17 protein-coding genes, 1 tRNA gene and 1 pseudogene are annotated in these 26,264 nt (G+C 55.2%); 8 read left to right on the forward strand and 11 right to left on the reverse strand.

The features are described 5' to 3' along the window. Positions 1 to 5: 5 nt before the first annotated feature. Positions 6 to 1,460, reverse strand: a complete 1,455-nt coding sequence (locus ABHF33_RS16080; protein WP_348944898.1) for a DUF805 domain-containing protein — start codon at positions 1,458 to 1,460, stop codon at positions 6 to 8. Positions 1,461 to 1,725: 265 nt separating this feature from the next. Between ABHF33_RS16080 and ABHF33_RS16085 the strand changes: the two genes are divergently transcribed. Next, a complete protein-coding gene (locus tag ABHF33_RS16085) occupies positions 1,726 to 2,721 on the forward strand; it encodes a Gfo/Idh/MocA family protein (protein ID WP_348944899.1) in 996 nt (331 codons plus the stop codon). A gap of 99 nt (positions 2,722 to 2,820) precedes the next feature. Here the strand turns inward: ABHF33_RS16085 and ABHF33_RS16090 are convergent, their stop codons facing one another. The 3 genes from ABHF33_RS16090 to mfd form a co-directional block, all read right to left on the reverse strand. Further along, positions 2,821 to 3,264 (reverse strand): hypothetical protein, encoded by a 444-nt coding sequence (locus ABHF33_RS16090; RefSeq protein WP_348944900.1) that lies wholly within the window; start codon positions 3,262 to 3,264, stop codon positions 2,821 to 2,823. A 594-nt stretch (positions 3,265 to 3,858) separates the two neighbouring features. Then, complete coding sequence (locus tag ABHF33_RS16095) at positions 3,859 to 7,989, reverse strand: DEAD/DEAH box helicase (RefSeq protein WP_348944901.1); 4,131 nt, start codon at positions 7,987 to 7,989, stop codon at positions 3,859 to 3,861. Beyond that, positions 7,989 to 11,393 (reverse strand): transcription-repair coupling factor, encoded by a 3,405-nt coding sequence (gene mfd / locus ABHF33_RS16100; RefSeq protein ID WP_348946655.1) that lies wholly within the window; start codon positions 11,391 to 11,393, stop codon positions 7,989 to 7,991. The genes ABHF33_RS16095 and mfd overlap by 1 nt, the downstream gene beginning before the upstream one ends. A gap of 288 nt (positions 11,394 to 11,681) precedes the next feature. Between mfd and ABHF33_RS16105 the strand changes: the two are divergent. Then, positions 11,682 to 12,222 (forward strand): annotated as a pseudogene (locus tag ABHF33_RS16105) (IS110 family transposase); the annotation flags it as partial. 82 nt (positions 12,223 to 12,304) lie between these two features. After that, the gene (locus tag ABHF33_RS16110; protein ID WP_348944902.1) at positions 12,305 to 13,180 is read left to right on the forward strand and encodes a pirin family protein; all 876 of its coding nucleotides are present in this window, start codon (positions 12,305 to 12,307) and stop codon (positions 13,178 to 13,180) included. A gap of 173 nt (positions 13,181 to 13,353) precedes the next feature. On the opposite strand, the gene cueR is transcribed toward ABHF33_RS16110, so the two are convergent. The 4 genes from cueR to ABHF33_RS16130 form a co-directional block, all read right to left on the reverse strand. Then, positions 13,354 to 13,764 (reverse strand): Cu(I)-responsive transcriptional regulator, encoded by a 411-nt coding sequence (gene cueR, locus ABHF33_RS16115; RefSeq protein ID WP_348944903.1) that lies wholly within the window; start codon positions 13,762 to 13,764, stop codon positions 13,354 to 13,356. 79 nt (positions 13,765 to 13,843) lie between these two features. Next, entirely contained in the window at positions 13,844 to 16,273 is a 2,430-nt protein-coding gene (locus ABHF33_RS16120; RefSeq protein WP_348944904.1) for a heavy metal translocating P-type ATPase, read from the reverse strand. 606 nt (positions 16,274 to 16,879) lie between these two features. Continuing rightward, positions 16,880 to 16,970 (reverse strand) — tRNA-Ser (locus ABHF33_RS16125). Positions 16,971 to 17,037: 67 nt separating this feature from the next. Continuing rightward, positions 17,038 to 17,862, reverse strand: a complete 825-nt coding sequence (locus ABHF33_RS16130) for a class I SAM-dependent methyltransferase (protein WP_157669274.1) — start codon at positions 17,860 to 17,862, stop codon at positions 17,038 to 17,040. Positions 17,863 to 18,223: 361 nt separating this feature from the next. Between ABHF33_RS16130 and ABHF33_RS16135 the strand changes: the two genes are divergently transcribed. Further along, positions 18,224 to 19,573, forward strand: coding sequence for a M23 family metallopeptidase (locus ABHF33_RS16135; protein WP_348944905.1), 1,350 nt, complete (start codon positions 18,224 to 18,226; stop codon positions 19,571 to 19,573). 22 nt (positions 19,574 to 19,595) lie between these two features. Further along, complete coding sequence (locus ABHF33_RS16140) at positions 19,596 to 20,705, forward strand: anhydro-N-acetylmuramic acid kinase (protein ID WP_348944906.1); 1,110 nt, start codon at positions 19,596 to 19,598, stop codon at positions 20,703 to 20,705. Here ABHF33_RS16140 and ABHF33_RS16145 read toward each other — a convergent pair. From ABHF33_RS16145 to ABHF33_RS16155, 3 genes are read right to left on the reverse strand one after another with little or no spacing between them, the layout of a single operon-like run. Beyond that, entirely contained in the window at positions 20,702 to 21,913 is a 1,212-nt protein-coding gene (locus ABHF33_RS16145) for a hypothetical protein (protein ID WP_348944907.1), read from the reverse strand. The genes ABHF33_RS16140 and ABHF33_RS16145 overlap by 4 nt on opposite strands. Positions 21,914 to 21,952: 39 nt before the next feature. Continuing rightward, entirely contained in the window at positions 21,953 to 22,171 is a 219-nt protein-coding gene (locus ABHF33_RS16150) for a DUF2249 domain-containing protein (RefSeq protein ID WP_348944908.1), read from the reverse strand. A 6-nt stretch (positions 22,172 to 22,177) separates the two neighbouring features. Continuing rightward, positions 22,178 to 22,591: a hemerythrin domain-containing protein gene (locus ABHF33_RS16155; protein WP_348944909.1), complete on the reverse strand. Its 414-nt coding sequence runs from the start codon at positions 22,589 to 22,591 to the stop codon at positions 22,178 to 22,180. A 195-nt stretch (positions 22,592 to 22,786) separates the two neighbouring features. Between ABHF33_RS16155 and ABHF33_RS16160 the strand changes: the two genes are divergently transcribed. From ABHF33_RS16160 to ABHF33_RS16170, 3 genes are all read left to right on the forward strand, one after another. Then, positions 22,787 to 23,290: an RrF2 family transcriptional regulator gene (locus ABHF33_RS16160; RefSeq protein ID WP_348944910.1), complete on the forward strand. Its 504-nt coding sequence runs from the start codon at positions 22,787 to 22,789 to the stop codon at positions 23,288 to 23,290. A gap of 263 nt (positions 23,291 to 23,553) precedes the next feature. Next, positions 23,554 to 25,836 (forward strand): nitric-oxide reductase large subunit, encoded by a 2,283-nt coding sequence (locus ABHF33_RS16165; RefSeq protein WP_348944911.1) that lies wholly within the window; start codon positions 23,554 to 23,556, stop codon positions 25,834 to 25,836. A gap of 79 nt (positions 25,837 to 25,915) precedes the next feature. After that, positions 25,916 to 26,236 carry a DUF2249 domain-containing protein gene (locus ABHF33_RS16170; protein WP_348944912.1) on the forward strand — a complete coding sequence of 107 codons (321 nt, stop codon included), beginning with the start codon at positions 25,916 to 25,918 and terminating at the stop codon, positions 26,234 to 26,236. Positions 26,237 to 26,264 lie beyond the last annotated feature (28 nt).

The following is a 26,264-nucleotide window of genomic DNA, read 5'->3' on the forward strand; positions in this document are numbered from 1 at the left end:
TTCCCTTATTCTTCGGCAGCAGCTTGGCTAGCAAGCAGCGTTTGGGTGACTACTTCCTTCTCTATCCATTGCGGATCAAAGGTGTTGTGCTGCTGGTTGCCGACTACCACCAGTGGTACGACAGAATCGCCGATGCGACCAAATTCGCTGCGGCAAGCCTGCGATGTCTCGATATTGCAGTCGTGATAGGCGTAGTCCGGATTATTGCTAAACCAGTCGCGCGCCTCCACGCAGGGCTCGTCATTGCTGGTGCAATACAGGGTGATCATGGCGTGCTGCGCCGCCTGCTGCTCATTGGGTAGACCCGGCAGACGATTTTGCTTGGCACCGATGCCGCCACTAATCAGCGACAAGGAGAACAGCACCGCACCGAAATAGCCTAGGCCGGTGTTGCGTTCATTCGGAAAACCAAAGCCGTTGCCCTTTCTGTCGCCGGGCCAGAGGATTAGCCACAGCGTAAAGAGCATCGTGAGCAGACTGCTCAGGTTGAACAGCAGCGAGGAGCCGGATGTGCCCAGCTTGTACGCGCCAAAACCCTGTAACAGAACAATCGGGATCAGGATCAGCTGCCACCAGCCGCTGCGATCCATGTCGTGCAAACGCAGCGTGCTCAGGCGAATCAGATAGCCGAGAAACAGCACGCCAAAAAATCCAACGCCGACCCAGTTGCGAATCATCCCCAGCGGAATCATCAGGCCAAAAACCAGACCGGCAATTAGCATGGCACCCACGGCGTACGCCATATAACGAATCCGGCAAAGGCGGCCTTCGAAGCTCACCCCGCGAAACGGTGGCGTGTCTTCGGCGTAGTCTTCCTGATTGATGTCCGGCGCAATCTGGCTGGCGTGGATAGGCTGGCCATTTGGCGAGCTGGTGATTGCCGCCGGTTCAGCGCTCACTTGTGCCTGTGCTGCGGCAAAACGCGGCATATCCACGCTGCACTCCCGGCAAAGCGTGCGCTTGGGCTGCAATGTGCCGCATTTGGGGCAATTGATCTGCTCGACCTCGGCCACCAAAGCTAGGGGCGCAGCGGCAGTTGCTACGGTATCGACGGGCACGAGAGGCGGGCTGGGCGCTGCATTGGGCTCTGAACTGGGGGCTGTGCCAAACAGCGAAGGAAACAGCAGATTTTCGTCATCGGCTGGCGCGGACTGAGTCGCTGGCGGCGGGGTCGGTGTGCTTGGCTCAGCTTTGACCGGCGCAGGCGCAGTAGGCGGTGCCGACGCAGCTACTTCATCTTCCATCTCAACGACAATACCGATACGCGACAGATTCTGGGCGTAGCGCGGGAAGTCGGCGCGGGGCAGATTGCGTTTGAGGATGACCGGCGAGCCGGAAAACAGCGCCTGTGCCTGTGAGAGCGGAATATTCAACGCCGCAGCAAGACGTGGTGCCACTTCCTCGCGGTGTTGGCCAGCCTGTAACTCGCCTCTGAAAACAATCCGGATCATATCGTTCATTGAATGGGGAAACAAAACGAATGATGATCCTGATAATTGTTGGAGCAGTCAAACTAATGCAAGGTTTTCTGCGTTTGGTGCGTCAGCTGCTTGCGTCACTTGTTAACATTGCCGGATCGTGAATTGCTGTGCCTGTGTGCAGAGATACAAATGAGATCAACACTGTAGCCTGCGTTGATAGCGTGGCCGTTAATCACCCGCGCTGATCGGGACGAGTACAATGGCTGCTGTGATGGCGGCTGCGCCATGTTCTCTGGAGTTACTGATGATACGCCTGGCTGTGGTTGGCACTAACTGGATTACCCAACGTTTTGTCGATGCCGCACATGAAACGGGGCGGATACAACTGACCGGAGTGTATTCGCGTACGCTGCAGAAAGCCGAGGCATTTGGAGCGCAATATTCACAATCTGGAGCGCAGGTAGCGCATTATTTCGATTCTCTGGAGGCGCTCGCCCAATCAGACCTGATAGACGCCGTGTATATCGCCAGCCCCAATTCATTGCATGCGCAGCAGACTTTATTGTTTCTGAATCATCAAAAACACGTGATCTGTGAAAAACCGCTGGCGTCCAATCTGCGCGAGGCGCAAGCGGTGCTCGATTGTGCGCGCAAAAACCGGGTAGTCTTGCTCGAAGCCTTTATGGGCGCGCATCTACCCAACTTTTTAGCAATCCAGCAGGCTTTGCCCCGGCTTGGGCGGCTGCAGAAAGTGTTTTTCAACTACTGCCAGTATTCGTCCCGCTACCCGGCTTACCTGGCGGGCGAAAACCCCAATACATTCAATCCGGCATTTTCCAATGGCTCGATCATGGATATCGGCTATTACTGCCTCGCCACGGCCGTGGCCTTGTGGGGCGAACCAAGGTCAGTCTTTGCCACGGCGAGCTTGCTGGACAGTGGCGTTGATGGTCATGGCACGGTTTGCCTTGATTATGGCGATTTTGCCGCGGTGCTGGTGCATTCAAAAGTATCGGATTCGCTGATCCCCAGCGAAATTCAGGGCGAAGAGGGCACGCTGACCATCGGCAAAATCTCTCAATGTCTGGATGTGAAATTCACCCCGCGTGGCGGGGTAGAACAGCAAATCAATCAGGTGCAATCGAGCAATACCATGCGCTATGAGGCTGAAACCTTTGCCGATCTGATCGCCGCTGGGCAAGTGGAACATCGCGGGCTGGAAACTTCGCTGATTGTGGCCAGATTGCTCACCGAAATTCGCAGGCAGACTGGCGTGGTTTTTCCGGCAGACCTTAATTGAAACCAAGGCGAAAGGGTTTTGTAGGTTGCTGAGCTTGCGAAGCCCAGCAGGTAAACGTTGGGCTGCATTTCATTTAGCCTATACGCTCAACTTACCGAGTTAAATCGACTCATCCCACAGCGATAGACCGTGAGCATCAAACTCAACCATTTCCCCTTTGCTCAGACTTAAGCTACCAGTCTCAGCCAAGGTTAGGGCAAATGCAGCATCCCCAGCAACAACGTAAGTAGTGCGACTTCCTGCTGGTTCGACGTGATAGTTTATAGCCTGCACCTCTCCTCGAACGTGATAACTGAACTCCTCGGCGAGCGGTATTACTTGAGGGTGTCGATTATTACTCTCACATAACCCTTTTATACACTCATGGGCAATTTCAACGTCGATCTCATAATTAAGGTAGGCCTCAGGGTTTTCACCAGCCGGAACAAACCTTGCTAAAGCAGCAAACGTAGCACATTTGAAATGCACTGGATAACTATTCAGATTTGTGTAGCCAATAGGCTTAACCATTAACGTATCAATTTTATCTATGAATATTTTCATAATGTCATCCCCATCTATTTATTTAATGGTTCAAAGATTTCATTTCGCTGACCAATGGGCATCGGAAGAGTTGGGAGTAACTACGTTACCAAAAATATCAGCTTGGGATGTTTCGGGCATGTTCAGATTTGGTGTTGATCATGCGTAGGGTGGGTTAGGCCGCCACGATCTTGCCTAAAACTACAAAGGTATTTCGGCCGTAACCCACCATGACGCGTCTCTTATTAAATATCGCGTCCCGGTGGGTTACGGCATAAAACCGCCTAACCCACCCTACGAATACCGCTTTTCATCATCAAATCACAATATCCGGCCAGATCAACACAGAATCTGAATATTGCCGATGTTTCGGGGATGTTCTGATCACGTGTTGATCACATCAAACTACCGTTCGTCCTGAGCTTGTCGAGGGATAATCGATAATTTTTGTGTGGAAAAGTATTCGAAAAACACCGTTCATGGTTCAACAAGCTCATCAAGAACGGTGTTTTTCCTACTGCTCAGTGACATCAACACAAAATCTGAACATGCCCGATGTTTCATAGGTATTGCTAGCTAACCATTAACCTGTATGCCTTGCAAGGAAATACCCCGTTACCTTGATCTCTTCAATAAACCCAACAAAGCCTCCGCATCCAGTTTGCCGCTAGTGTCTCCGCCTTCGAGCAATGAATCGGCCAAATCGCGCTTATTGTGGTGCAGGGCGACGATTTGCTCTTCGATGGTGCCTTCTGCCACCAGCCGGTAAATCGTCACTGGGCGTTGCTGGCCCATCCGGTGGGCGCGATCGGACGCCTGATCTTCTACCGCCGGATTCCACCACGGATCGAGGTGAATCACATAGTCCGCTGCGGTCAGGTTCAGGCCTGAGCCGCCCGCTTTCAGGCTGATCAGGAAAATATCGCCAACGCCCGCCTGAAAATCATTCACCGCCTTTTGGCGTTGCTTGATGCTGGTGCTGCCATCGAGATATTGGTAGCTAATGCCTTTGCTATCGAGCCAGTCGCGCACAATCGCCAGATGATCGACAAACTGGCTAAATACCAAGGCTTTGTGATTGTTGTCGAGCAATTCTTCGGCGATTTCAGCGAAGGCGATCAGCTTGCTACCGGCCATCTGGCTTTCGGGCATCACTAGGCGCGGGTTGCAGCAGAAGCGGCGCAGTTTGGTGATTTCGGTCAGCACTTGCAGCGGTTTATTGCCCTCTTGCGGCTTCATGCTGTCGAGCTTTTCCACCGCTTGCTGGCGTAGCGCTTCGTACAAATGCATCTCTTCGCTGGAGAGCGGTACTTTGTGCGTAATCTCGGTGCGGGCGGGTAGCTCAGTCAGTACCTGCGTTTTGGTTCGACGCAGCATAAATGGTGCGATCAGTTTCTTGAGCGCCAGTTTGGCGTGCTTGGCGTCGCTTTGCCCGTCTTCAATCGGCTGCGCGAAGCGCTTTTTAAAGCGCTCTTGCGAGCCGAGCAGGGCGGGGTTGATAAAGCGGAACAGATTCCACAACTCGCCCAGATGGTTTTCCATCGGCGTGCCGGTGGCGATCATTTTGAAGTCGGCATTCAGATTCATCGCCGCCTGGCTGCGGCGGGTTTGGCCGTTTTTAATCGCTTGGGCTTCGTCCAGTACGACAGTATGCCAGTGCGGCGCGGCAAAAGCGTCGGCCTCGATCTGGAATAACCCATAGCTGACGATCACCAGATCAAAAGGTGACAAGTCACTCAAAGAGCGCTCGCTTTGGTAATTGCGAATCTTCAGCGTAGGCGCAAATTTGGCGGCCTCGGCCTGCCAGTTAATCGCCACCGATGTCGGCGCAACGACCAGCGCTGGGCCATTGGGTGCGCGCTCAAGCAGCAGGGCGAGTGTTTGTACCGTTTTGCCCAGACCCATATCGTCGGCCAGACACGCGCCAACGCCCCAGTGCGCCAGCCGTGATAACCACTGGAAGCCTTCGAGCTGATAGTCGCGCAGCGTGGCTTGCAGGGTTGACGGTACTTTAGGCTGGTGCTGCGCCAGCGTGTCGAGCTTGGCCAGATGCGCCTGCCACTCTTTATCGGCTTGCACCTCGCCCGCTTCGGCGCTGAGCTCGGCCAGCGCGCTGCTGGCGAGCAGATTGATTCGCAAGCCATCTTTGCTGTCTTCCGACAAGGCGCGCAATTCTTCCAGCCTGCGGCGCAGATTGTCGGTGAGCGCCAGATAATCGTGCTCGCCCAGCTGAATAAAGCGCCCTGGCGAGCCATCGAGCAAGGAGAGCAATTGGCGCAATTGCAGCACTTTGCCGTCGTCCAGCGTGATTTCGCCGTTCACCACAAACCAGTCGCCTTGCTGCTTGATGCCCATTTTCAGCTGGCTCATTGCGCGCGAGGCCTTGAGCCTAAATCGCTCGCCTTCGGGCCAGACCAGCTCGACTTGCCCGGCGGGCAGCTCGCGCAATTGGGCAAGCAATTCCAGGCACAGCTCGGGCGTATCGAGCTGCCAGTCATTGCCATCCGATTCTGCCTCAGCTAAAGCGGTGCAATGGCCCAGGATGACTTGATGGGCTTTTTTCTCGGCTTTCAGGTCGCGCTGCGCCTGGACTGTTTTGCCGTCCAGCTCGCCCAGTACATTGGCCGCGCCTTTGCCGGGGATAAACCAGCCACTCTCGGGCAGCGGGCGCACCAGAAATTGCAGCCGCAAGCCGCTTTCAATCGGCAGCAAATGCGCGTAAATCAACGGATTGGCGGCCACGCTATCAATGTGCGCCGATAATTCGGGCAGGTCGGAATGAATGGTGATGTGCGGCGCAATCGCCGTGATCGCCTCGACCAGCTGTGGCTTGGCCTCGGACGGCACCGTCAGCCCCTTGCCCAGAATACCGGCAATTTGCGTGATGTCGGGTGTAATGCGATACACCGCCAGCCGCGTTGGCGTTTCCTTGCGCCAAAGGGTGCTCTGACCGGCCGTAATGGCGGGATCGAGCTTGAGCGAGATTTTGCCCGTTGCTTCTTTCAGATTGAGCGTCACTTCGCCCGCTACCACGTCGATGCGCACATCGGGCGAATCGCTCCAGAATACGTAGGGGTGCTTGATCAGCTCAGGCAATGCCGCTTCGCCATCAAGGGTATAGCCCGCATCACCATAGTAGCTATAGTCTGTAGAGATATACCTACTGATATTGCGATCCGCATCGCTCAGGTAATTGAGCGCTGGATCACCTTGCAGCAGGCGTTTGAGCGCCACGGCACGACCCTTGCTCCAGACGCCTTTTGCATTGACCTTTTGCTCGCGTGGCTCAAGCAGCACGCCGCTGCGCCCGGCCGTGACCAGCCACGCCAGCCGCATGCTCGCTGCGGGCGCCGCCGCGGGGGATTTATTAAATTGGCTCAGCGCAGTGAGCGCACGCTGCCAGACGGGCTCCAGCTTGACGATGTCGACCAGCGGCTTGATGCCGTGCTCGGCGTGCCAGCCTGGCGTGGCCCAGCGGGTATCGAAGCTGCGATCGAGCAGCAGCGCCAGCTCTTCGCGCACCCAGCTATACGCTTGCCATTGCGCCAGCCGCGCTTCCAGCTCGTGCTGCCATTCTCGATCTAGCTCTTGTACCTGCCAATACAAGAGCAACAAATCAAACAGTCCATCCAGCCCCAAGGTGGCAGCGGGCAGGTGGTGTGCTTGCGGCGAGGCTGGAGTATGGCTGGCCAGTTGCTTGATCCACGGCAGATGGATGTCGTACACCGCTGAGTAGCGCGCCTTGTCGCCCACTTCAAACTGGGTTTGCAGCGCAGCCAGATATTCGCCATTGCGTGGCTCGGAAAACAGCGCGGCGCTGTAGAACAGCCCGGCCGGGCCGCCGATGGCCGCTTTGCGCTTATTGCTCATTTTCTTGATGGCCGCCAGCAGCTCAAAGCCAAACCTGACGCCACGGCTGTAATCGCCCTTGAGCACCATCAGCATAATGCCGATTTCGGCCTGCGTGGGCACTTCCAGCTCTTCATGAAATAAGGCAATCCGCGCCAGATCGCCGCGCAATATCGCTTGCCAGCTCAGGTATTCGGCCAGCTCGCTATTACCGGCGAAACGTGCGGTGAAATGCGCGCAGGCAAAATGGTATTGCGCCGTGGCGGGCAACAGGGCACGGCAGGCAAAGTGGAAATAATCGGTCAGCAGCGCCGCCTGCGTGGCTGCGCTGCACTGGTGAAACAGGTCTTTGGCCGCAGGCTCGAATAAAAGCTGAGTCGGGTGGCGTTGCAGCGCCTCGGCGCTCATGCCGTTGGCACCCATCTGGTACAGCGCCTGACCGCAAGCCAGCGCATCGTCGCTCAGCGCCGCCTGCAAGGCTCGCTGCGCCCATGCGCGCTGGCTGCCTGCTTCCCACGGCTGAATGGTGGGCTGGTGTTTGCGCGTGATATTGAGCCAGTTTTGCAAGCTGCCTTGCGCCTGCAAGGCGTGCAATATTGGCCATTGCCACTGGCTATCGAGCTCAAAGCCCTGAAATTGCGCCGACTTGATCATGCGTTTGAGCATCAGCCGCGCCAGCGCGGCTTTCAGGCTTTCCAGCGTAAAGTGAATGCCGCTTGGTGCTTGCGCATCGTTCACGATGCTGAACAAGCGATTTTGCGCCAGCCCCGCGCCATAGCAGGCAAATGCGGCGAGTAGCGGCCAATCATTCGCCTCCAGGCTACTTAAATCCATCTGGCTTGAGTTCTGGTTTGGAGAAGTTTGGCTGGTTTTCTGATTGCTTGGGCTTGTTTTCATTAATGCAGCTCGTTAATCAGTTCTTTAACGCGCACCGCACGCAGCACGCTCTCTGGCCAATTGCCTTCCACGCGCAGCTTGTCCTGGCCCGCCAGTTTATAGTTTTTCTTGGTCTGGATTAGCGAAATGATCTTCATCGGATCAACCGTAGTTTTGGGCAGGAAATGAATAATGATCGCAGTATCGGCCGCGTCGATTTTGCTAATGCCCAGCGGGCCCGCCAGCATGCGCAGGCGGTGGCAGTCGAGCAACACTTTGGCCGGGTCGGGCAACAGGCCAAAGCGGTCGATCATTTCCTGATGGATGTCGTTGAGCTCATCATTGTTTTCCACGCTGGCCAGGCGCTTGTAGAGTGACAAACGCTCGTTCACATCGGGGCAATATTCGTTCGGTAGCAGCGCTGGCGCGTGTAGATTGATCTCGGTCGTTACGCCCAGCGGCTGGCTCAAATCAGGTTCTTTACCGGCTTTCAGGGCCTTGACCGCCTGCTTGAGCATTTGCGAATACAGCGCAAAGCCGATTTCCTGCATTTCACCCGATTGCGAATCGCCCAGCACTTCACCTGCTCCACGAATTTCCAAATCGTGCATCGCCAGATAGAAGCCGGAGCCTAGCTCTTCCATCATCTGAATCGCTTCAAGGCGCTTTTTGGCGTCTTTTGAAATGCCATCAACGTCAGGCACCAGCAGGTAGGCGTAGGCTTGGTGATGGCTACGACCAACGCGGCCGCGCATCTGGTGCAATTGCGACAGGCCGAATTTGTCGGCGCGATTCATCAAAATGGTATTGGCGTTCGGAATGTCGATGCCGTTTTCGATAATCGTCGTACACAGCAGCACATTGAAACGCATCTGGTTAAAGTCGCGCATCACGTGTTCCAGATCAGTCGGGCGCATCTGGCCGTGCGCAACGCCAATCCGGGCTTCGGGTAACAGTAGCGCTAATTTTTCGCGCATGTTTTCAATGGTTTCCACTTCGTTATGCAGGAAGAAAACCTGCCCGCCGCGTTTGAGTTCGCGCAGCACCGCTTCGCGGATAATGCCATCGCTAAACTTGGCGACAAAGGTTTTAACCGCCAGCCGTTTATTCGGCGCGGTGGCAATCACCGAGAAGTCGCGCAAGCCTTCCAGACTCATCGCCAAGGTACGCGGAATCGGCGTGGCGGTGAGCGTCAGCACATCCACATTGGCGCGCAGCGCCTTGAGTTGCTCTTTCTGGCGCACGCCAAAGCGATGCTCTTCGTCGATGATGACAAGGCCGAGCTTGGCAAATTCAACGTCGGGTTGAACGAGTTTATGCGTGCCGATCACAATATCGACCGAGCCATCGGCCAAGCCTTTGATCGCTGCAGCGGTTTCTTTGCCCGAACGGAAACGGCTCAACTCGGCGACTTTGATTGGCCAATCGGCAAAGCGGTCAGCAAAATTCTGATAATGCTGCTCGGCCAGCAAGGTCGTCGGCACTAGGACTGCGACCTGCTTGCCGCCCGCGACGGCGCAGAATGCCGCGCGCAGCGCCACTTCGGTTTTACCAAAGCCCACATCGCCACACACCAGCCTATCCATCGGCTGCGTGGTGCGCATATCGACCAGCACCGCTTCAATCGCGGCGGCCTGATCGGCGGTTTCTTCAAAGCCAAAGCCTGCGGCAAAGGCTTGATAATCGTGTGGGCTCCATTCAAAGGCATGGCCTTGACGCGCAGCGCGGCGGGCGTAGAGATTGAGCAATTCAGCGGCGGTATCGCGCACTTGTTCGGCGGCTTTGCGTTTGGCCTTTTCCCATGTGCCTGAGCCGAGCTTATGGACATTCACATTTTCAGTCGAGCCGCCCGAGTAGCGCGAAATCACGTGCAGCTGGCTCACCGGCACATACAATTTATCGCCGCCAGCGTATTCGATCAGCAGCAATTCGGTATCGCCATCGCCCAAATCCATCGACGTTAGCCCCATATACAGGCCAATGCCGTGCGCTTCATGCACGACCGGGTCGCCGATTTTGAGCTCGGATAGATCGCGCAGCATGGCGTCGGTATTGCTGCGTTTTTGCTGCTTTTTGCCGCGTGATTGAATCACGGCCGGATACAGATCGGCCTCGGTAATCACCGCCAGTGATTCAGCCTGCCAAACAAACCCCCGGAAGATCGGCGCGGCGATCAGCTGGATTTTATGCTTGCTGGCTTTGGCCTCAATCCAGTTATCGACCAGCTCAGGTTTAAAGCCATATTCGGCGAAGAATTGCGCCATCGTCTCGCGGCGGCCTAGGCTTTCGGCGACGAGCAAAATCCGGCCCGGATAGTGCGCGGCAAAATCGGTGAGCTTGGAAATCGGGTTCGCGCTGCGGCGGTCAACATCGAGCGCTGGTAGCGGCTGCGTGATGCTGGTTGTGGGCTGATTTAACCGCGCCGACGGCGATCTTTCTCTCTCTCCTCCTTCGGATGAGAGAAGAGGGGTCAACTCAATGCGGCGATATTTTTTGATCTGACCAAGCAGCAGGTCGGGCGCAACAAATAAATCACGCGGTGGCAGCAGCGGGCGATCTTTATCGCCGATATTGAGCTTGTGCCGCTCGGCAATATCCTGCCAGTATTGCTCTGCAGAGCCCGTCAAATCTCCGTGCAGGGCCAATACCCCCTCGGCGGGCAGGTAATCGAATAGCGTCGCAGTGGTGTCGAAAAACAGCGGCAGGTAATACTCGATCCCGGCGGGGATAATGCCATTGCTCACGTCTTTATACAGGCGCGCATTGGTCGGCGCGCCTTCAAATACTTCACGGAAACGCTGGCGGAATTTGGTTTTACCCGCGTCGTCGGTCGGGAATTCGCGCGCGGGCAGCAGGCGGATTTCCGGCACCGGATACAGGCTGCGCTGCGTATCGACGTCAAAAGTGCGGATGGTTTCGATTTGATCGTCGAATAAATCAATCCGGAACGGCAGCGTGCTGCCCATCGGGAATAAATCGATCAGCCCGCCACGAATCGAAAATTCGCCCGGCCCATACACCTGCGTGACATGGTTGTAGCCAGCAAACGCCATATCGGCGCGCAATTTTTCGGCGTCGAGTTTTTCGCCTTTTTTCAGGAAAAAAGTCGTGCCAGTCAGAAACTCCACCGGCGCAAACACGCCCATCGCCGTTTGCAGCGGCACCACCAGCACATCGGCCGCGCCTTGGCGCACCTGCCATAGCGCCGCGAGCCGCTCGCTGATCAAATCCGAATGCGGCGAGAAATGATCGTAAGGCAGCGTTTCCCAGTCGGGCAGCTGCACGATGTTTTTTTCGGGCAGGAAAAACGCCATTTCATCTTTAATACGCGCCGCTTCCTGCGCGCTGGCAGTGATCACCACCAGTAATTTCACCTCGCCCACATATTCAGCCAGCAAGCGCGCATCTCCCGAGCCATGCGGCATGGCAATTTGCAGGCGTTGCACAATATTGGAAACCGGGGGCAGGGCAGGAAGCGTCATGGTCGTGGCACTACGAGAAAAGTTGCCACGATTATATCAGGCTACGCACTGCGGCTGGCTGCCGCTCTGCACGCTGGGCGCGGATGAAGCGGCTGGTGGTCTTGCCCCTAGGGCCTTGCTGAGCGGCATACTCCAGCGCGGCTTTGTTAATGGAATGGACGTCCCTTCCTAAACCGGCAACACCAGTGCCAGACTGAGAATGTCAACGTACAACTCTCGAGAGGCGTTACCATGAGCATAGCTACAATCGGTTTGGATCTCGCCAAACAAGTTCTTCAACTTCACAGTGTGGATTCACAGGGTAAAAAAGTTCTCCATAAACTAACTATCCCTACAACAACTCGCTCCATTCTTCGCCAACATGCCGCCTTGTTTAATAGGGATGGAAACCTGTGGCAGTGCGCACTTCTGGGCAAGAAAGCTAGAGTCGTTTGGCCATATAGTGAAACTGATGACCTCTCAGTTCGTGAAGCCCTGTGTGAAAGGCAGCAAAACGGATATGGCCGATGCTGAAGCGATTTGCGAGGAGGTGACTCGACCAAATATGGGTTTTGTGGCAATCAAACTGCCTGAGCAACAAACCATGCTCGCAGTACATCGTGCGCGGGCCAGTTTTGTCAAAGCCGGCACTGCTCAAGCCAATCAAATGCGCGGCTTATTGGCGGAATTTGGTATTGTCATGCCTCAGGGCTTAGCCAGACTGCGCCACCGTATTCCCGAAATACTTGAGGGCGCCGGCAACGGCTTACCTATTATGATGCGCGATTTAATCCAGTGACTTTTGAGATAACCTGAATGAATTTCATTAGCAAGTAATTGAATTTAAAGTGGAATTCATTCAGAGCGGGGTGGTCATGAAGCAACTTAGCTTTGTCAAACGCAGCAATGGCAGCCATTGGGTCGGTGATGGCTTTCCGGTGCAAAGTATTTTCTCCTACCACGACATTCACGAGACGATGTCGCCCTTTTTGTTAATGGACTATGCCGGTCCCACGCACTTTGAGCCCACGACGCAGCAACGCGGCGTCGGCCAACATCCGCACCGTGGCTTTGAAACGGTGACGATCGTGTATGAGGGCGAAGTGTCACACCGCGATTCAGCGGGCGGTGGTGGCACCATCGGCCCGGGCGATGTGCAATGGATGACGGCGGCCTCAGGTTTATTGCACGAAGAATTTCACAGCCCGGCGTATGCGCAGCGCGGCGGGCCATTTGAAATGATACAGCTCTGGGTGAATTTACCGGCCAAAGACAAAATGAGCGAGCCAGCGTACCAAGGCATACGCGATGAGCAAATACCGCGCGTCGCACTGCCTGATGATGCCGGAACAATACGCGTCATTGCCGGGCAATACGCCGACATAGCAGGTGTGGCAAGCACGTTTAGCCCGATGAATGTGTGGGATATGCAAGTCAAAGCCCAGCAAACAGTCCGTCTTGATTTACCTGCGGGCCACACCACGGCGCTCTTTGTGCTGCATGGTGCGATCCGGATTGGTGATAACCCGCAAATCGTTCGTTCAGCCGAATTGGCGGTACTGGAGCGCGAAGGCAGCGAGCTGGTATTTAGCACCGAGGAAGATACGGTTTTATTGCTGCTGAACGGTCAAGCGCTGAACGAGCCGATTGTCGGTCACGGGCCGTTTGTCATGAACACCCGTGAAGAAATCATCCAAGCCATTAATGATTTTAATGCCGGTCAATTTGGCCGCATGGCCGCGAAGGTCTAGGTAGCGATACTTAGGTTGGAAATATGAAAGGCCGCAGACCAACAGGTCGCGGCCTTGGTTTTTTAATCAAATTTCGTGCAGCTTGGCCAAAGCAGATTTTATTTCACTGCTGTTCAAAATAGTGAATGTGTCAATTAAACCTTAAGCGATTCAATTTGGCGTTCCGATCACCGCTAAAAGTCTATCCCTGATGTGCCATCCATTGAAAGTGATTGCAAGATTGGGCAGTGTGGGTCTTCGCTGGCAGGGCATTTCTCGACCAGCGCTTCTAAGGTGAGCTTCATCTTTTGCATTGATTCTATTTTGCGATCCAGTGCTTTGATGTGCTGCTCTGCTAGCAATTTCACATCAATACTGGCACGGTCTTCCTGTTTCCATAGTTGCAGTAATTGTCCAATTTGCTCCAATGAAAAGCCCAGCATACGTGCTTGATAGATAAATTGCAGCTGGCTTAGATCGAAATCATTGAAGATTCGATACCCAGCTGCACTTCTCCCTTTGGGCTTAATCAGCCCCAAGCTTTCGTAGTGGCGAATCATTTTGCTGCTAAGCCCGCTAAGTTTGGCTACCTGCCCGATGTTCATTGCATATTCCTTCGACGAATAGGGGGTTAAGTAGCCATGCAAAAATTTTGGCCTCAGGCCAAAACTTTTGCTGGTTTACTTAAGCCGCCTGACGGTTGGCTCTAGGCTTCCAGCGCCTTAATAGTAGAGCATTGGATACTACGCTAACACTAGAGAAGGCCATCGCCCCACCTGCAATCATCGGATTGAGTAATCCAAATGCCGCCAGCGGAATACCAATTGCATTAAAGATAAATGCCCAGAACAGATTTTGACGGATCTTTCGGTAGGTTCGCCGTGAGACTTCAATCGTCTGGCTCACCAGTTGTGGGTCCCCTCGCATTAGTGTGATACCTGCCACATGCATCGCCACATCAGCACCGGTGCCCATTGCAATTCCAACATCGGCTGCTGCCAGTGCAGGCGCATCGTTCACACCATCACCGACCATCGCCACCACTTTACCTTGCGATCGAATTGCTGTGATATGGGCCGCTTTTTCATGTGGCAAGACTTCGGCGATGACTTCATCAAGGTTCAATTGTTCAGCAACCCGCTGTGCTGCGGCGCGGTTATCACCCGACAACATCACCGTTTTTACTCCTAAGGCTCGCAGGTGAGAAATCGCATCTTTGGCAGTGGCTTTGATGCCATCACTAAAGGCCAACATACCGATTACGCTGAAGTCTTGTTCACGCGCTAACCATGACACTGTATAGCCTTGGCTAAGTGCTTGATCATGAGCCAATTGCATGCTGCTCAGATCAATCCCTTTTTCCTGCATCAGGCGCTGGTTGCCCAATAAGTAGCGAATACCTGCAATATCACCAGTAATGCCACGTCCAGGTAATGCTTGCAGATTTTCGGCTTGGAATGGCTGAGCGTTATCCGCTTTGGCAAGTACCGCTTTAGCTAATGGGTGCTCACTACCGCGTTGCAATGCGGCGGCTAGTTCTAATAGTTCGGCTTGCTCGTTATGATTAGCAATGAGTTCGGCAAGGTGGGGTTTACCTTCGGTCAAAGTACCCGTTTTGTCAAAAACCACCACTTGTACTTTATGAGTCAGTTCTAACGCTTCGGCGTCTTTGATCAAGATTCCGAATTTGGCTGCCACTCCGGTGCCCGCCATAATCGCAGTCGGCGTAGCCAAACCCAGCGCACAAGGACATGCAATCACCAGTACCGCCACTGCATACAAGATGCCGCTTTCAATACTACCAGTCCAGTACCACCAACCCAGCAAGGTCAACAGTGCAATCACTAAAACGACTGGGACAAAAACCGCGCTCACTTGATCAACCAGACGCTGAATCGCTGCTTTGCCCGCTTGTGCATCCTCCACCATGCGAATAATGCGAGAGAGCGTACTTTCAGCGCTTAAAGCACTGGTTTCAACCAATAGCACACCATCATGGTTAATCGCTCCACCAGTGACCTTGCTACCAGCTTCCTTCGAAACCAGTACACTTTCACCTGTGAGCATTGATTCGTCGTGCTGGCTTTCGCCTTCAAGCACCACACCATCAACAGGTACTTGTTCACCCGGCAGGATCACCACCCGATCACCCAACTGAACATGTTCCAGCGGGACTTCTATATCTCGCCCATTTTTACGTACTCGGGCAAAGGATGGGCGTAAGGCCTGCAATGCTTTAATCGCTGCCGTAGTTTCTTGTTTGGCACGCGCTTCCAACCATTTGCCGAGTAATACCAGCGTGACGATGACCGCACCGGCTTCAAAATACAAAGCACCTTGGCTAGCATCGAATAACCAGTGATACAAAGACAAGCCGTACGCAGCCGTGGTCCCCAGTGATACCAGTAAATCCATATTGCCGCGCAGATTGCGAACTGCATGCCAGGCTGAGCGATAAAAGCGTGCACCTAGCCAAAACTGCACTGGGGTTGCGAGCAGGAATTGCAACCAAGTAGGCAACATCCAGTGCACACCAAAGGGCTCAGCCAACATCGGCAAGACCAATGGCAAAGACAGCAAAGCCCCTAAGGCGATCGGCCAAAAAGGAGAAGGCTTTGTGTGTGACGATACCTTCTTCGTCTCATCTGTGATCAAACTGGCTTCATACCCAGCTGCAGCGATGGCATCGAGCAACACACTGGGATCAGAGCCTGATTGAAGTACCACTTGGGCGGTTTCAGTCGCCAGATTGACTGATGCTGAAACCACGCCATGCGTGGCCAACAAAGCTTGTTCTATCCGGCTCACGCAACTGGCACAGGTCATGCCACTGATATTTAGCTTGATCGTCTGTTCAGCTTCGAGCTTCGGCGCATTGGCCAATTTAGCCGAATAACCCGCTTTCACCACCGCCTCAAGTACACGCGCCTCATCAAGACCCGCTTTAAATTGAACCTGCGCCGTTTCCATGGCCAGATTAACAGCTGCACTGGTCACGCCAGGGGTTGCAAGTAACGCTTCTTCAATATGAGCCACACAACTTGCACAGCTCATGCCCGCAATGTTGAGCCTTAATTCTCGATCTGCGTTTAACGCTAAAGTAGAGCTTGTCATGATGAGACTCCTTGTTTGTTATTGATGAATGCAGTTTCAGCTTTCCCATCATGGGAAGGTCAAGCCCTATTTTTAGAACTCATAACAAATATTCATTGCTAATTGACCGCTAGAAAAAGAAAAGCCCCGTGCATGCACAGGGCTAAGAAAACATCGCAAATCACAAGATTGTTCGACCTTAGTGCAGCCAATTCGCCATGGCCTCAAGCGATTGGTGGGGCAAATTGGATGAGTGGATGTGTCGTGATCAGCTGTGCCTGTGTTTTCTGACGACGTATGGCCCAGAGCAGAATTTGATTGAATTGGACTGCGGAGCAACTTGTTAATGAAGTAGTTACGCTGCTTGATAGGGTCAGCGGCGCATTCAAGCATAGTTATGCTTAGCTACTTAAAAAGCATTGATCGCGAGCAATTGCAGGAAATTTGGAATAACGATCTGGAGGCTCATCGACCCGGTTTTTGCCTTGGCGATAAGGAAGTGGCTAAAATTCTATGGTGACTGTAGATGGCCGCTCAAGGTTAAATGCAACAAAGGCGAAGTGGTGGGCTATGTGGTGGGTCGTGGAAAAAAATATCAAGCTAAGTTGTTGATTTTAAGGGGTGTTTTGGCGGAGAGAGGGGGATTCGAACCCCCGATAGGCTATTAACCTATACACGCTTTCCAGGCGTGCGACTTAAACCACTCATCCATCTCTCCGCGAAGGGAGGTCGCATGATACGCAGCGCGGGCTGTTTTTACAAGCCCTGCGCCGCAGGCCCGTGGCCTAATAAATAAAGCGCGGCTGCATTTCTGCGAGCTGTAGCTCAGCCAGGATGTGCTCCATGCGCTCTTTGGCCTGCTTGCGCGGGGCGTTCGGGCTTTTGCTGGCGATGATCAGCTCGTTCTTCATCGAATGCTCCCAGCCGACCAGCTCGGTGACGGTGACCTGATAGCCTTTCGATTGCAGCAGCAGGCAGCGCAGGACATTGGTGATCTGGCTGCCAAATTCGCGGGTGTGGATGGGGTGGCGCCAGATTTCGGCCAGTGGCGTTTGTGCCAGCGATTTGGCCTTGTGTTTGCGCAGCACGCTCGCCACTTCGGCCTGACAGCAAGGCACCAGTACCATATGGCGGGCGTCTTTTTCCAGCCCGAAGCGGATGGCGTCGTCGGTGGCGGTGTCGCAAGCGTGCAGGGCGGTCACAATATCAATCTGTGCGGGCATTTCGCGCGCTGCGGCGGCGTTTTCAACCAGCATGTCCAGAAAAGTCATCCGCTCGAAGCCGCATTGCTGCGCCAGCTCGCGCGATTTTTGCACCAGCTCGGCGCGAAATTCGGTGCCGTAGATATGCCCGGCGCTGCGGGCTTTGAAAAACAGATCGTAAATAATAAAGCCCAGATACGATTTGCCCGCGCCGTGATCGACCAGTGTGATGTGCTCGTGCTGGGTGAGCACTTCATTGAGCAGCGGCTCGATAAAGTTGAACAGGTGATACACCTGCTTGAGCTTGCGGCGGCTGTCCTGATTGAGTTTGCCGTCGCGCGTCAGGATGTGCAGGGCTTTAAGGAGCTCGATAGATTGGCCGGGGCGGATGTCTGGAATCGTTGTCATGGTGTTGATGTCAGGTATCTGCTCCTAGATTAATTGACGTATGGTCTGTGGGCAGATACCTGGCTATGTATCCTGTGTTGAGAAAATTCTGCGCAGTTTTTTGCTCTTCGCGCTGTGCGTCGTAAATATTGCCAATCGGCCGCGTGATCTGGAACTTGCGCCGCGCAGATCCGGTCTGCTGGCAAGGTATTTTGCCGCGCCAGCTGTGCAGACACGCCAGTGTGAACTGGATTACAATTGCAGCCCTGTTGTTCGCCCGGCAAAAATACTGAATAGCTCAGTAAGTGTTTGTTGGGTAAGGGAAATTCGCGTTTCCCGCCAACTCTGTTAGTCTACCGCAAAGTTGTAATCGAGAACCTGCATGACGCCTATTTTACCGCAAAGCGCCGCATCCCACGCCCGGGATTTGTCTTCTGTTTCACGCCCGCGCCGTTTCGCCGCCTGGCAGCGTCAGCATTTGCAATGGCTGGCTGCTGCGCTGATTTTGCCGCTGGGCATGACGCTAACGGCCTATGGCGTCGTTGAGTTTGGCCCGCAAACGCAGGCCAATGTCAGCGTCGTGAGTGAAACGCTGGCTACGCCGGTGTTGAGCACCCAGGCCGAAACAATCAGCCCGCGCAGCCATCTGGAAGTGATTCGCAGCGGTGACACCATTGGTCGGGTGCTGGCGCGAATGGGCGTGGTCGATAGCCAGTTGCAGCAATTTATCAAAAGCGACGAGACTGCGCGCAAGCTGTTCGAGCTCAGCCCGGGGCGCATTTTGCACGCCAGCAGCAATGCGGTGGGCGATGTGAGCCAGCTGAGCTATGTCACCAATAACGGCGAAGAAGTGCAGATCGTTCGTGAGGGTAATTATCTAAGCGCCAGCAGTGGCCCGGTGAGCACGCAAACGCAAACGGTGATGAAGTCAGGCCGGATTAATAGCTCCTTCTTTGCCGCGACCGATGCCGCCGATATTCCCGATGCCATTACGCAGCAGCTGATTGATCTGTTTGCCAGCCGGGTTGATTTTCACCACACCTTGCAAAAGGGCGATCAGTTTTCGGTGATTTACGAGACCGAAGTGCATCAGGGCAGCATGATCAAGCCGGGGCGGATTATCGCTGCGCAGTTTATCAATAAGGGCAATGTGCACGAGGCAATGTGGTTTGCCGATGGCAAGGGCGGCGGTGATTATTACGCGCTCGATGGCAGCAGCCTTAAGCAGGGCTTTATCAGCACGCCGGTTAAGTTTTCGCGCATCAGCTCGGGCTTTGCCATGCGCTTTCATCCGGTGCTCTTTACGTGGAAGCAGCATCGTGGCGTGGATTATGCCGCGCCCACCGGCACCGAAGTGCAGGCCACTGCCGATGGTGTGATTACCCGCCTGGCCACTGACGCGGGCTATGGCAACTTTATCGAGATCAAGCACGACGGCAAGTACAGTACGCTGTACGCCCATTTGTCGGCCTTTGCCAAAGGCTTGAAAGAAGGTCAGACCGTCAGCCAGGGGCAGGTAATTGGCGCGGTAGGGCAAACTGGCCGCGTAACCGGCCCGCATCTGCATTACGAATTCAAAATCAATGGCGAGCAGGTCGACCCGCTTACCGTGGCGCTGCCGCAAGGCAAAAAACTCTCGGTACCCGAATTGCAAGCCTTTGCGCCGCTGGCGCGCAGCATGAAACGTCAACTTTCTCTGGCAGGACAGGTAGAATTAGCGCAACTTGAATAAGGCCATTCGGCCAAGGCGCACCATGACGATTGCAAAGCAGCCCAGCTATTTTATCGGCTTGATGACTGGCACCAGCCTGGATGGCATTGATGCGGTGCTGGTCGATTTTTCTGCGCAGCCAGCGCGGCTGATTGCCAGCCACAGTATGCCGATGCCGATCGATTTGCGCGCCAGTCTGTTGCAATTGCAATCGGCCTCGCCCAATGAGCTGCATCTGGCCCAGCTGGCGGCCAACGCGCACAGCGCTGCGAGTGCCGAAGTGGTGGCCCGTTTGCTTGATCAGTGCGGCGTGTCGGCCGCCGAAGTGCAGGCGATCGGCAATCATGGCCAGACGATTCGTCACCGACCCGAGCAGGGGTATACGCTGCAAATCGGCAACCACGCTTTGCTGGCGGAATATACCGGCATAGAGGTGGTCGGTGATTTTCGCAGCCGCGATGTGGCCGCTGGCGGGCAGGGCGCGCCGCTGGTGCCCGCATTTCATGCCGACCTGTTCGCTGCGCCTGCCATCAACCGGGTGGTGCTCAATATTGGCGGCATTGCCAATCTAAGCTGGCTGGGCGCTGATGGTCTGGTTAGCGGCTTTGATAGTGGTCCGGGCAATGTATTGCTCGATCTGTGGATCGACCGCCATCAATCCCGCCCCTACGACGCGCTGGGGGCGTGGGCGCAGTCGGGCAAAGTGCATACGCCTTTGCTGGCGCAATTTTTATCCGAACCCTACTTTGCACTGCCAGCACCCAAATCAACCGGGCGCGATCTGTTTCACGCGCAATGGCTGGATGCGCAGCTTGCGCACATGGGCGCAGTGCTTGATCCGGCCGATGTGCAGGCTACTTTGTGCGAGCTGACCGCAATCAGCATTGCCCGCGCTATCGCGCAGTTGGGCAAGGCCGACGAGGTCTTTGTCTGCGGTGGCGGTGCCTACAATCTGCACCTGATGCAGCGGCTGAATGTGCATCTGTCTTGCCGGGCGCAAAGCACGGCGATGCTGGGGCTGGACCCTTCCTGGGTGGAAGCGTTTGCCTTTGCCTGGCTGGCAATGCGCTGCAAGGCGGGTCTGAGCGGCAATCTGCCCGCTGTCACCGGCGCACGCGGCGAGCGCGTGCTCGGTGCCATCTATCCGCGTTAACTGGCTTGCCGCCGGATGCGGATACTTCTCTCCAGGCAATACGCCAGCGCCAGCGCGTAGATCATCAGCATCAGAGGTATTGCCTTGAAGCTAGTGCTGGATAAAGGCCACAATACAATACCCATCAAAAACACCCCATAGCTCAGTCTGCGCAGCCAGCGCTCGGGAAACAGCTGCCCCATATGCCGCAAGCGGCCACCGCTGGGCTGTTCAAGCCGATAATCCATCCACAGCAGAAAAGGGATAATTTTGGCCAGCATGGCGGTGATGATGGGCAGCACCCCAGCCAGCAGCCAGTAGGCCGCCAGCAAAACGGGCGTCGCTGCTGGCCAGTGAGCGCTGCCGTGCTCCAGCCATGGCACACACATCAAGGGTAGCAATAGATTGATTCCGCCCCAGGCCCAGAGTGCGCGGGTGGGGTCGGCGCGGCGCTGGCTTTGGTGCAGTACACGCAGCAAGCCTGCATACCACAGCACTACCGGCAAACCCAGTAAGTACAAGGCTCGCGCGTCAATCGCGCTGGCGAAGGCGAGCGCAAAAATAAGACCGGGCAGGATTTGCACCAGCCATCGTGGCCAGGCCGGGGCGACCAGAAACATCGGGATCACCGTAAAGCCGACGACGATAATCAGCCCGCTCAGCCAGGCTGTGCTGCCCAGCACAATATGCGCGCGCAGCAAATCGTTCAGCGCCAGCGCGGGCTGGCCGGTGCTGAGTAGGCTCACCAGTAGGCCGCCGCTGAGCGCCAGCAGTAATAAGCCCAGAATTGGCCAGAGCAGCGGGCTGTGTTGCTGCAACGCCGAGCGCAGCAGCAGTGACGCCAGCAGCCAGAGCGTGAGCCCCAGTAAAGCCGCCAGCAAAATCAGCGCAGCCAGCTGCAAAACAATCATCTGCATATGCCACAAGCCCCAGGCGAGCAAGCCGGTGCCGGTTTGTAGCGCCAGCCAGAGCACGATTGCACTGGTGGGGTGAGCGCGTACGCCCGTCAGCACGGCGCAGACTTGCAGCAAAGCCCCCAGCATGATGTTGCCAGCAAAACCGAGCATCAGCAGATGGGTCAAGGCCAGCATGGCGGGCGAGAAGCGCGCTTGCCACGCCTCGGGCGGCAATCCTAGCGCGACTAGCGACGCCAGTAGCAGCCAGCAAGGCGCAGCGCGAAAAAAACGCAAAGGGGTGCTCAATGGCAGGCTGAATTCGGGCTGGAACATGGCGGCGTGTGATTGAGCGTTTCCTGAGTGCTTATTGGTTTATTGGTCGCGAACGAGTTGCAGAATCGCCGAGCCATCGGCCTGTTTGTCACATTCCCAGTGGCAAGGGCGCATATGCAAATGCTCGTACAGCGGGTAGGGCACATGCGGCAAATGGAATAAGCCGATTTGCCCCGGCTCGGCGGTATCGAGCCAGTGCAAAATACGCTCGATCGGTTCGGGTGGCGCCAGCTGGCGCAAGTCAATCAGGGCATGCATGACGGACTATCCAAGTTGGGCAGCAAAGTCGGGAATGCTGCGATCACACATCGGGTACAGAATGTTTTCCTCTTTCATATTGTGTTGCTGCAGCAGTAACAGCAAGGTCTCGGCGCAGCCAAGGTAGTCATCGGTATCCTGCCGGACGGCGGCCTCTTGCAGTGCGCGCATCAATTCGCGCGCCTGGGCGTGCTCCTGCCGCATGACCTGAGTTGGCCCGCCAATGAGGCCGCTGGCTTGCTCAAACGCAGGAAACAGTGCGTCTTCTTCCAGCGCAAAATGCGCCTCGGTCGCTTGAATAAATTCTGCGCTGGCCTCGCGGCAGCGCGCCCATTGCGCCGCTCGCGCCGCTGATTCGGCCTGTGCCAGATATTGGTCACAGTGGCGGTGCTGATTCTGCAGTGTGCTGGTAATGCTCATGGGGGGCCTCTTGCGGGTGTGTGCAGGCAATTTTGCGTCTGTACAGGCTAAAGCGGGCTGGCGCACACGATATTGATCTGCGTCAGTGAGCTACTTTGGAGGTAGGCTTTGGAGGTAGGGCGCCCATCTTGTTCCGTTTCGCTCGCTAGCTAAGGCGCACGATTGCCAGCGCCGCAGGACGGCAATTGCAGTAATATGTATCCTAAATATGACTTCATTGGCGAGAATGTGATGCGGCTGAATGTTTTTACCGATTATTGCCTGCGCACCTTGATTTATGTGGCGATCAAGGACGGTGGGGTGGTGACGCGTGGCGAGATTGCCCAGGCCTATGCCATCTCGGACAATCATCTGATGAAAGTAGTCAATTATCTGTCCCGGCAGGGGTTTATTGACACCATGCGCGGCAAAGGCGGCGGCATGCGGCTGGCGCGCCCGGCAGCGCAAATCGGCGTGGGCGCGCTGGTGCGCCTGTGCGAGGCCGATAGCCCGATGGTCGAGTGTTTTGACCGCGAGCACAATCATTGCAATATCGTCAGCGTTTGCAGGCTCAAGCATGTTTTGCATGAAGCACTGCAAGCCATGTATGCGGTACTTGATCGCTACACGCTGGCCGATCTGATCAACAAGCCGGATGAACTCAACGCCATTTTTGTCATTACGCTGCGTCCGGCTGGCGTTGCGATTGCAGAGCAATAAGTCCGCTCTGGCTGCTAGCAATCACCACTCGTTTTTATTCAGTTTCATCCATGACGCTGAACGCAGCGAAACCGCTTAGCGTCGACTATTGGTGTGGGCTTTATTGATTTCGTTTCAGTTTGCGTTTCTGCTGTATTTCTTTAGAGGTAGACGGGCTTTGCATCTGGTTTTTAATATGTATTTTATTTGCATATTATTAAAACATGCATGTAATATGCACATTAACAGCTGTGCTGCTTTTTTCACCTTCACGGAGAATCATCATGCAAAAAACGCGCAACCTCTGGCGCTGGCTTGCGATTGTGTTTTTCCTGTCTTTTGCCGCTTTGGGCTGGCTGGGCAGGGAAATCTACCTCGACAAACCACCGATTCCGCAACACATCATCGCCAGCAATGGGCAACTGCTTTACACCGGCGAGCAAATCCAGCGTGGTCAGCAAGCCTGGCTGTCTGCAGGTGGCCAGCAAGTCGGTTCAGTCTGGGGGCATGGCAGCTATCTGGCACCGGATTGGTCAGCCGACTGGTTGCATCGTGAAGTGCTGGCGCTGCGCAATATCTGGGCGCAGCAGCAGTACAAAAAAGATTACGAACAATTAAGCCGCGAAGAGCAGGCACCGATTGACGTGCGCGTGGTATCGGTGATGCGGACCAATACCTACGATGCGGCCAAAGATACGGTGACAATACAGGCTGAGCGTGCCTTGGCGATGCAGCAGGTGGCGCAGCATTATGAAAGCCTGTTTGGCACCGATCCGGCGCAGGATAAATTGCGCGAGCAATACGCAATGATTGCTGGTTCGATTAAAGACGCCGACGATCTGAAAGCGCTACCGGCATTCTTCTTCTGGTCAGCGTGGGCGGCGGCGGCCAATCGCCCGGGTGAAAGCCATATTTCGTACACCAGCAACTGGCCGCACGAGCCTCTGGTCGACAACACGCCAACGACCGAGACTGGCCTATGGTCGATTGCCAGTGTGATTCTGCTGATTGCCGGGATTGCGGCGATGGTGCTGTTTCACAATATGCAACGCAGCGAAGAGCCCGCCGTTTGTCCGGATAAAGACCCATTGATTGCCTTGCAACTCACGCCGTCGATGAAGGCCACGTTCAAGTATTTCTATGTCGTGATCGGTTTGCTGTTGGCGCAGGTCGGCATGGGGATTGTTTCGGCGCATTATCAGGTGGAAGGCGGCAGTTTCTTTGGTATCCCACTGGCTGAAGCCCTGCCGTTTACCGTGAGCCGCACAATTCATACGCAGCTGGGTGTGTTGTGGATTGCAACGGCCTGGCTGGCAACGGGCTTGTTTTTGGCGCCGGTACTGGGCGGCAAAGAGCCGAAATTTCAGAAGCTGGGCACCGATGCACTGTTTTATGCCTTGCTACTGATTGTGGTCGGCTCGATTGCCACCGGTTGGATCGGTACGCTGCAACGCCTGGGCACTGAATACAGCTTCTGGCTGGGTAATCAGGGTCTGGAGTACACCAGTATGGGTCGCGTATGGCAGATTCTGCTGTTTGTCGGTCTGTTGATCTGGGCCACCTTGCTGGGGCGTGGTCTGTGGCCTGCGCTGCGTAAACCGTCCGAGTCTCAGGGCTTGATCGCGATGGTGTTTATTTCTGCGGTCTGTATTGGCCTGTTCTACGCATCTTCGCTAGTTTGGGGGCAAAAAACGCACTACGCGATGATCGAATACTGGCGCTGGTGGCTGGTGCACCTGTGGGTTGAAGGTTTCTTCGAAGTATTCGCCACTGCCGTGATTGCCTTGCTGCTGAGCCGTCTGGGGCTAGTGCGTACTGCGTCGGCCAATCGTGCGATTGTGCTGGAAACGATAGTGTTCCTGTTTGGCGGCATCTTGGGCACTTTGCATCATCTGTATTTCACCGGTTCACCGACTTCGGTCATTGCAGTTGGCGCGATGTTCTCGGCGCTCGAAGTTGTACCGCTGGCGCTGATTGCCGCCGAGGCGTATCACACTTATCGCCATACCCGCGCAACGCCATGGGTGGAGAAATATCGTTGGGCCATTATGTGCTTTGTTGCGGTGGGCTTCTGGAATTGCGTCGGTGCTGGCCTGCTCGGCTTTGCCATTAATCCGCCGATTGCGTTGTACTACGTGCAAGGGCTGAATATGACTGCGGCGCACGGCCACGCTGCGCTGTTCGGGGTGTACGGCATGTTGGGGATCGGCTTGATGCTGTTCTGCCTGCGTGGCCTGGCACCAGCGGCGAAATGGAACGATGGCCTGCTCAAGCCCGCGTTCTGGAGCATGAATATCGGCCTCTTTATGATGGTGTTTATGTCGCTGCTGCCAGCCGGGATTTATCAGGCCGCGGCGAGTGTTGAGCATGGATTGTGGTATGCGCGCTCGGCTGAAATCATCCATTCGTCCGTCATGGAAACGCTGGTGTGGTTGCGCGTACCGGGTGACATCGTATTTGCAGTGGGTGTGTTGTATCTGGCGCTGTTTGCGATTCGTCTGCTGGGCAAAGACCGCAGCCAAACCGTGGCTGTTCCTGATGCTCGCTTGGCTAAAAATCAGGTTTGATTAATCTATAGGGTATATGGCTGAAGATACTTTCATCATTGATCTGCAGCGATATACCCGCCAATAAAAGGAAATAAGTATGTCTTCATGTGCAAGCTCTCACGTCACTCTGGATGGTGTCTATGGTTTTGATGCGCGTGGCGTTGCTAAACGCTTTCGTCATGCGGCGATTTTCGGCGCGCTTGAGTCGCTTTCTGAGGGTGAAACGATGCGCTTTGTGAACGATCACGACCCCTTGCCGCTGCTGGCGCAAATCGAGCAGCGCTACGCGGGCCAGGTGAAGGCGACGTATTTGCAGCGTGACGCGCAGGCGGTGGTGATTGATTTTTCCATCCATCCTGCACAGGCTGCGGCGGGTGAAGGTTGCGGCAGCGGAGGTTGCGGTTGTAGCGGCCAGTAACGCGGTCGATTGGCCGCGCAACAGCGTT

This window comes from Chitinibacter sp. FCG-7, from assembly GCF_040047665.1.
Taxonomy (GTDB): Bacteria; Pseudomonadota; Gammaproteobacteria; order Burkholderiales; family Chitinibacteraceae; genus Chitinibacter; species Chitinibacter mangrovi.

Coding starts and splice junctions, on each gene's coding strand:
- ABHF33_RS16170 (WP_348944912.1), top strand. CDS start 25,916: ATGTCTTCATGTGCAAGCTCTCACGTCACTCTGGATGGTGTCTATGGT.
- ABHF33_RS16160 (WP_348944910.1), top strand. CDS start 22,787: ATGTATCCTAAATATGACTTCATTGGCGAGAATGTGATGCGGCTGAAT.
- ABHF33_RS16095 (WP_348944901.1), bottom strand. CDS start 7,989: ATGAAAACAAGCCCAAGCAATCAGAAAACCAGCCAAACTTCTCCAAAC.
- ABHF33_RS16090 (WP_348944900.1), bottom strand. CDS start 3,264: ATGAAAATATTCATAGATAAAATTGATACGTTAATGGTTAAGCCTATT.
- cueR (WP_348944903.1), bottom strand. CDS start 13,764: ATGAACATCGGGCAGGTAGCCAAACTTAGCGGGCTTAGCAGCAAAATG.
- ABHF33_RS16150 (WP_348944908.1), bottom strand. CDS start 22,171: ATGCATGCCCTGATTGACTTGCGCCAGCTGGCGCCACCCGAACCGATC.
- ABHF33_RS16120 (WP_348944904.1), bottom strand. CDS start 16,273: ATGACAAGCTCTACTTTAGCGTTAAACGCAGATCGAGAATTAAGGCTC.
- ABHF33_RS16145 (WP_348944907.1), bottom strand. CDS start 21,913: ATGTTCCAGCCCGAATTCAGCCTGCCATTGAGCACCCCTTTGCGTTTT.
- ABHF33_RS16080 (WP_348944898.1), bottom strand. CDS start 1,460: ATGAACGATATGATCCGGATTGTTTTCAGAGGCGAGTTACAGGCTGGC.
- ABHF33_RS16135 (WP_348944905.1), top strand. CDS start 18,224: ATGACGCCTATTTTACCGCAAAGCGCCGCATCCCACGCCCGGGATTTG.
- ABHF33_RS16110 (WP_348944902.1), top strand. CDS start 12,305: ATGAAGCAACTTAGCTTTGTCAAACGCAGCAATGGCAGCCATTGGGTC.
- ABHF33_RS16165 (WP_348944911.1), top strand. CDS start 23,554: ATGCAAAAAACGCGCAACCTCTGGCGCTGGCTTGCGATTGTGTTTTTC.
- ABHF33_RS16085 (WP_348944899.1), top strand. CDS start 1,726: ATGATACGCCTGGCTGTGGTTGGCACTAACTGGATTACCCAACGTTTT.
- ABHF33_RS16140 (WP_348944906.1), top strand. CDS start 19,596: ATGACGATTGCAAAGCAGCCCAGCTATTTTATCGGCTTGATGACTGGC.
- mfd (WP_348946655.1), bottom strand. CDS start 11,393: ATGCCGCATGGCTCGGGAGATGCGCGCTTGCTGGCTGAATATGTGGGC.
- ABHF33_RS16130 (WP_157669274.1), bottom strand. CDS start 17,862: ATGACAACGATTCCAGACATCCGCCCCGGCCAATCTATCGAGCTCCTT.
- ABHF33_RS16155 (WP_348944909.1), bottom strand. CDS start 22,591: ATGAGCATTACCAGCACACTGCAGAATCAGCACCGCCACTGTGACCAA.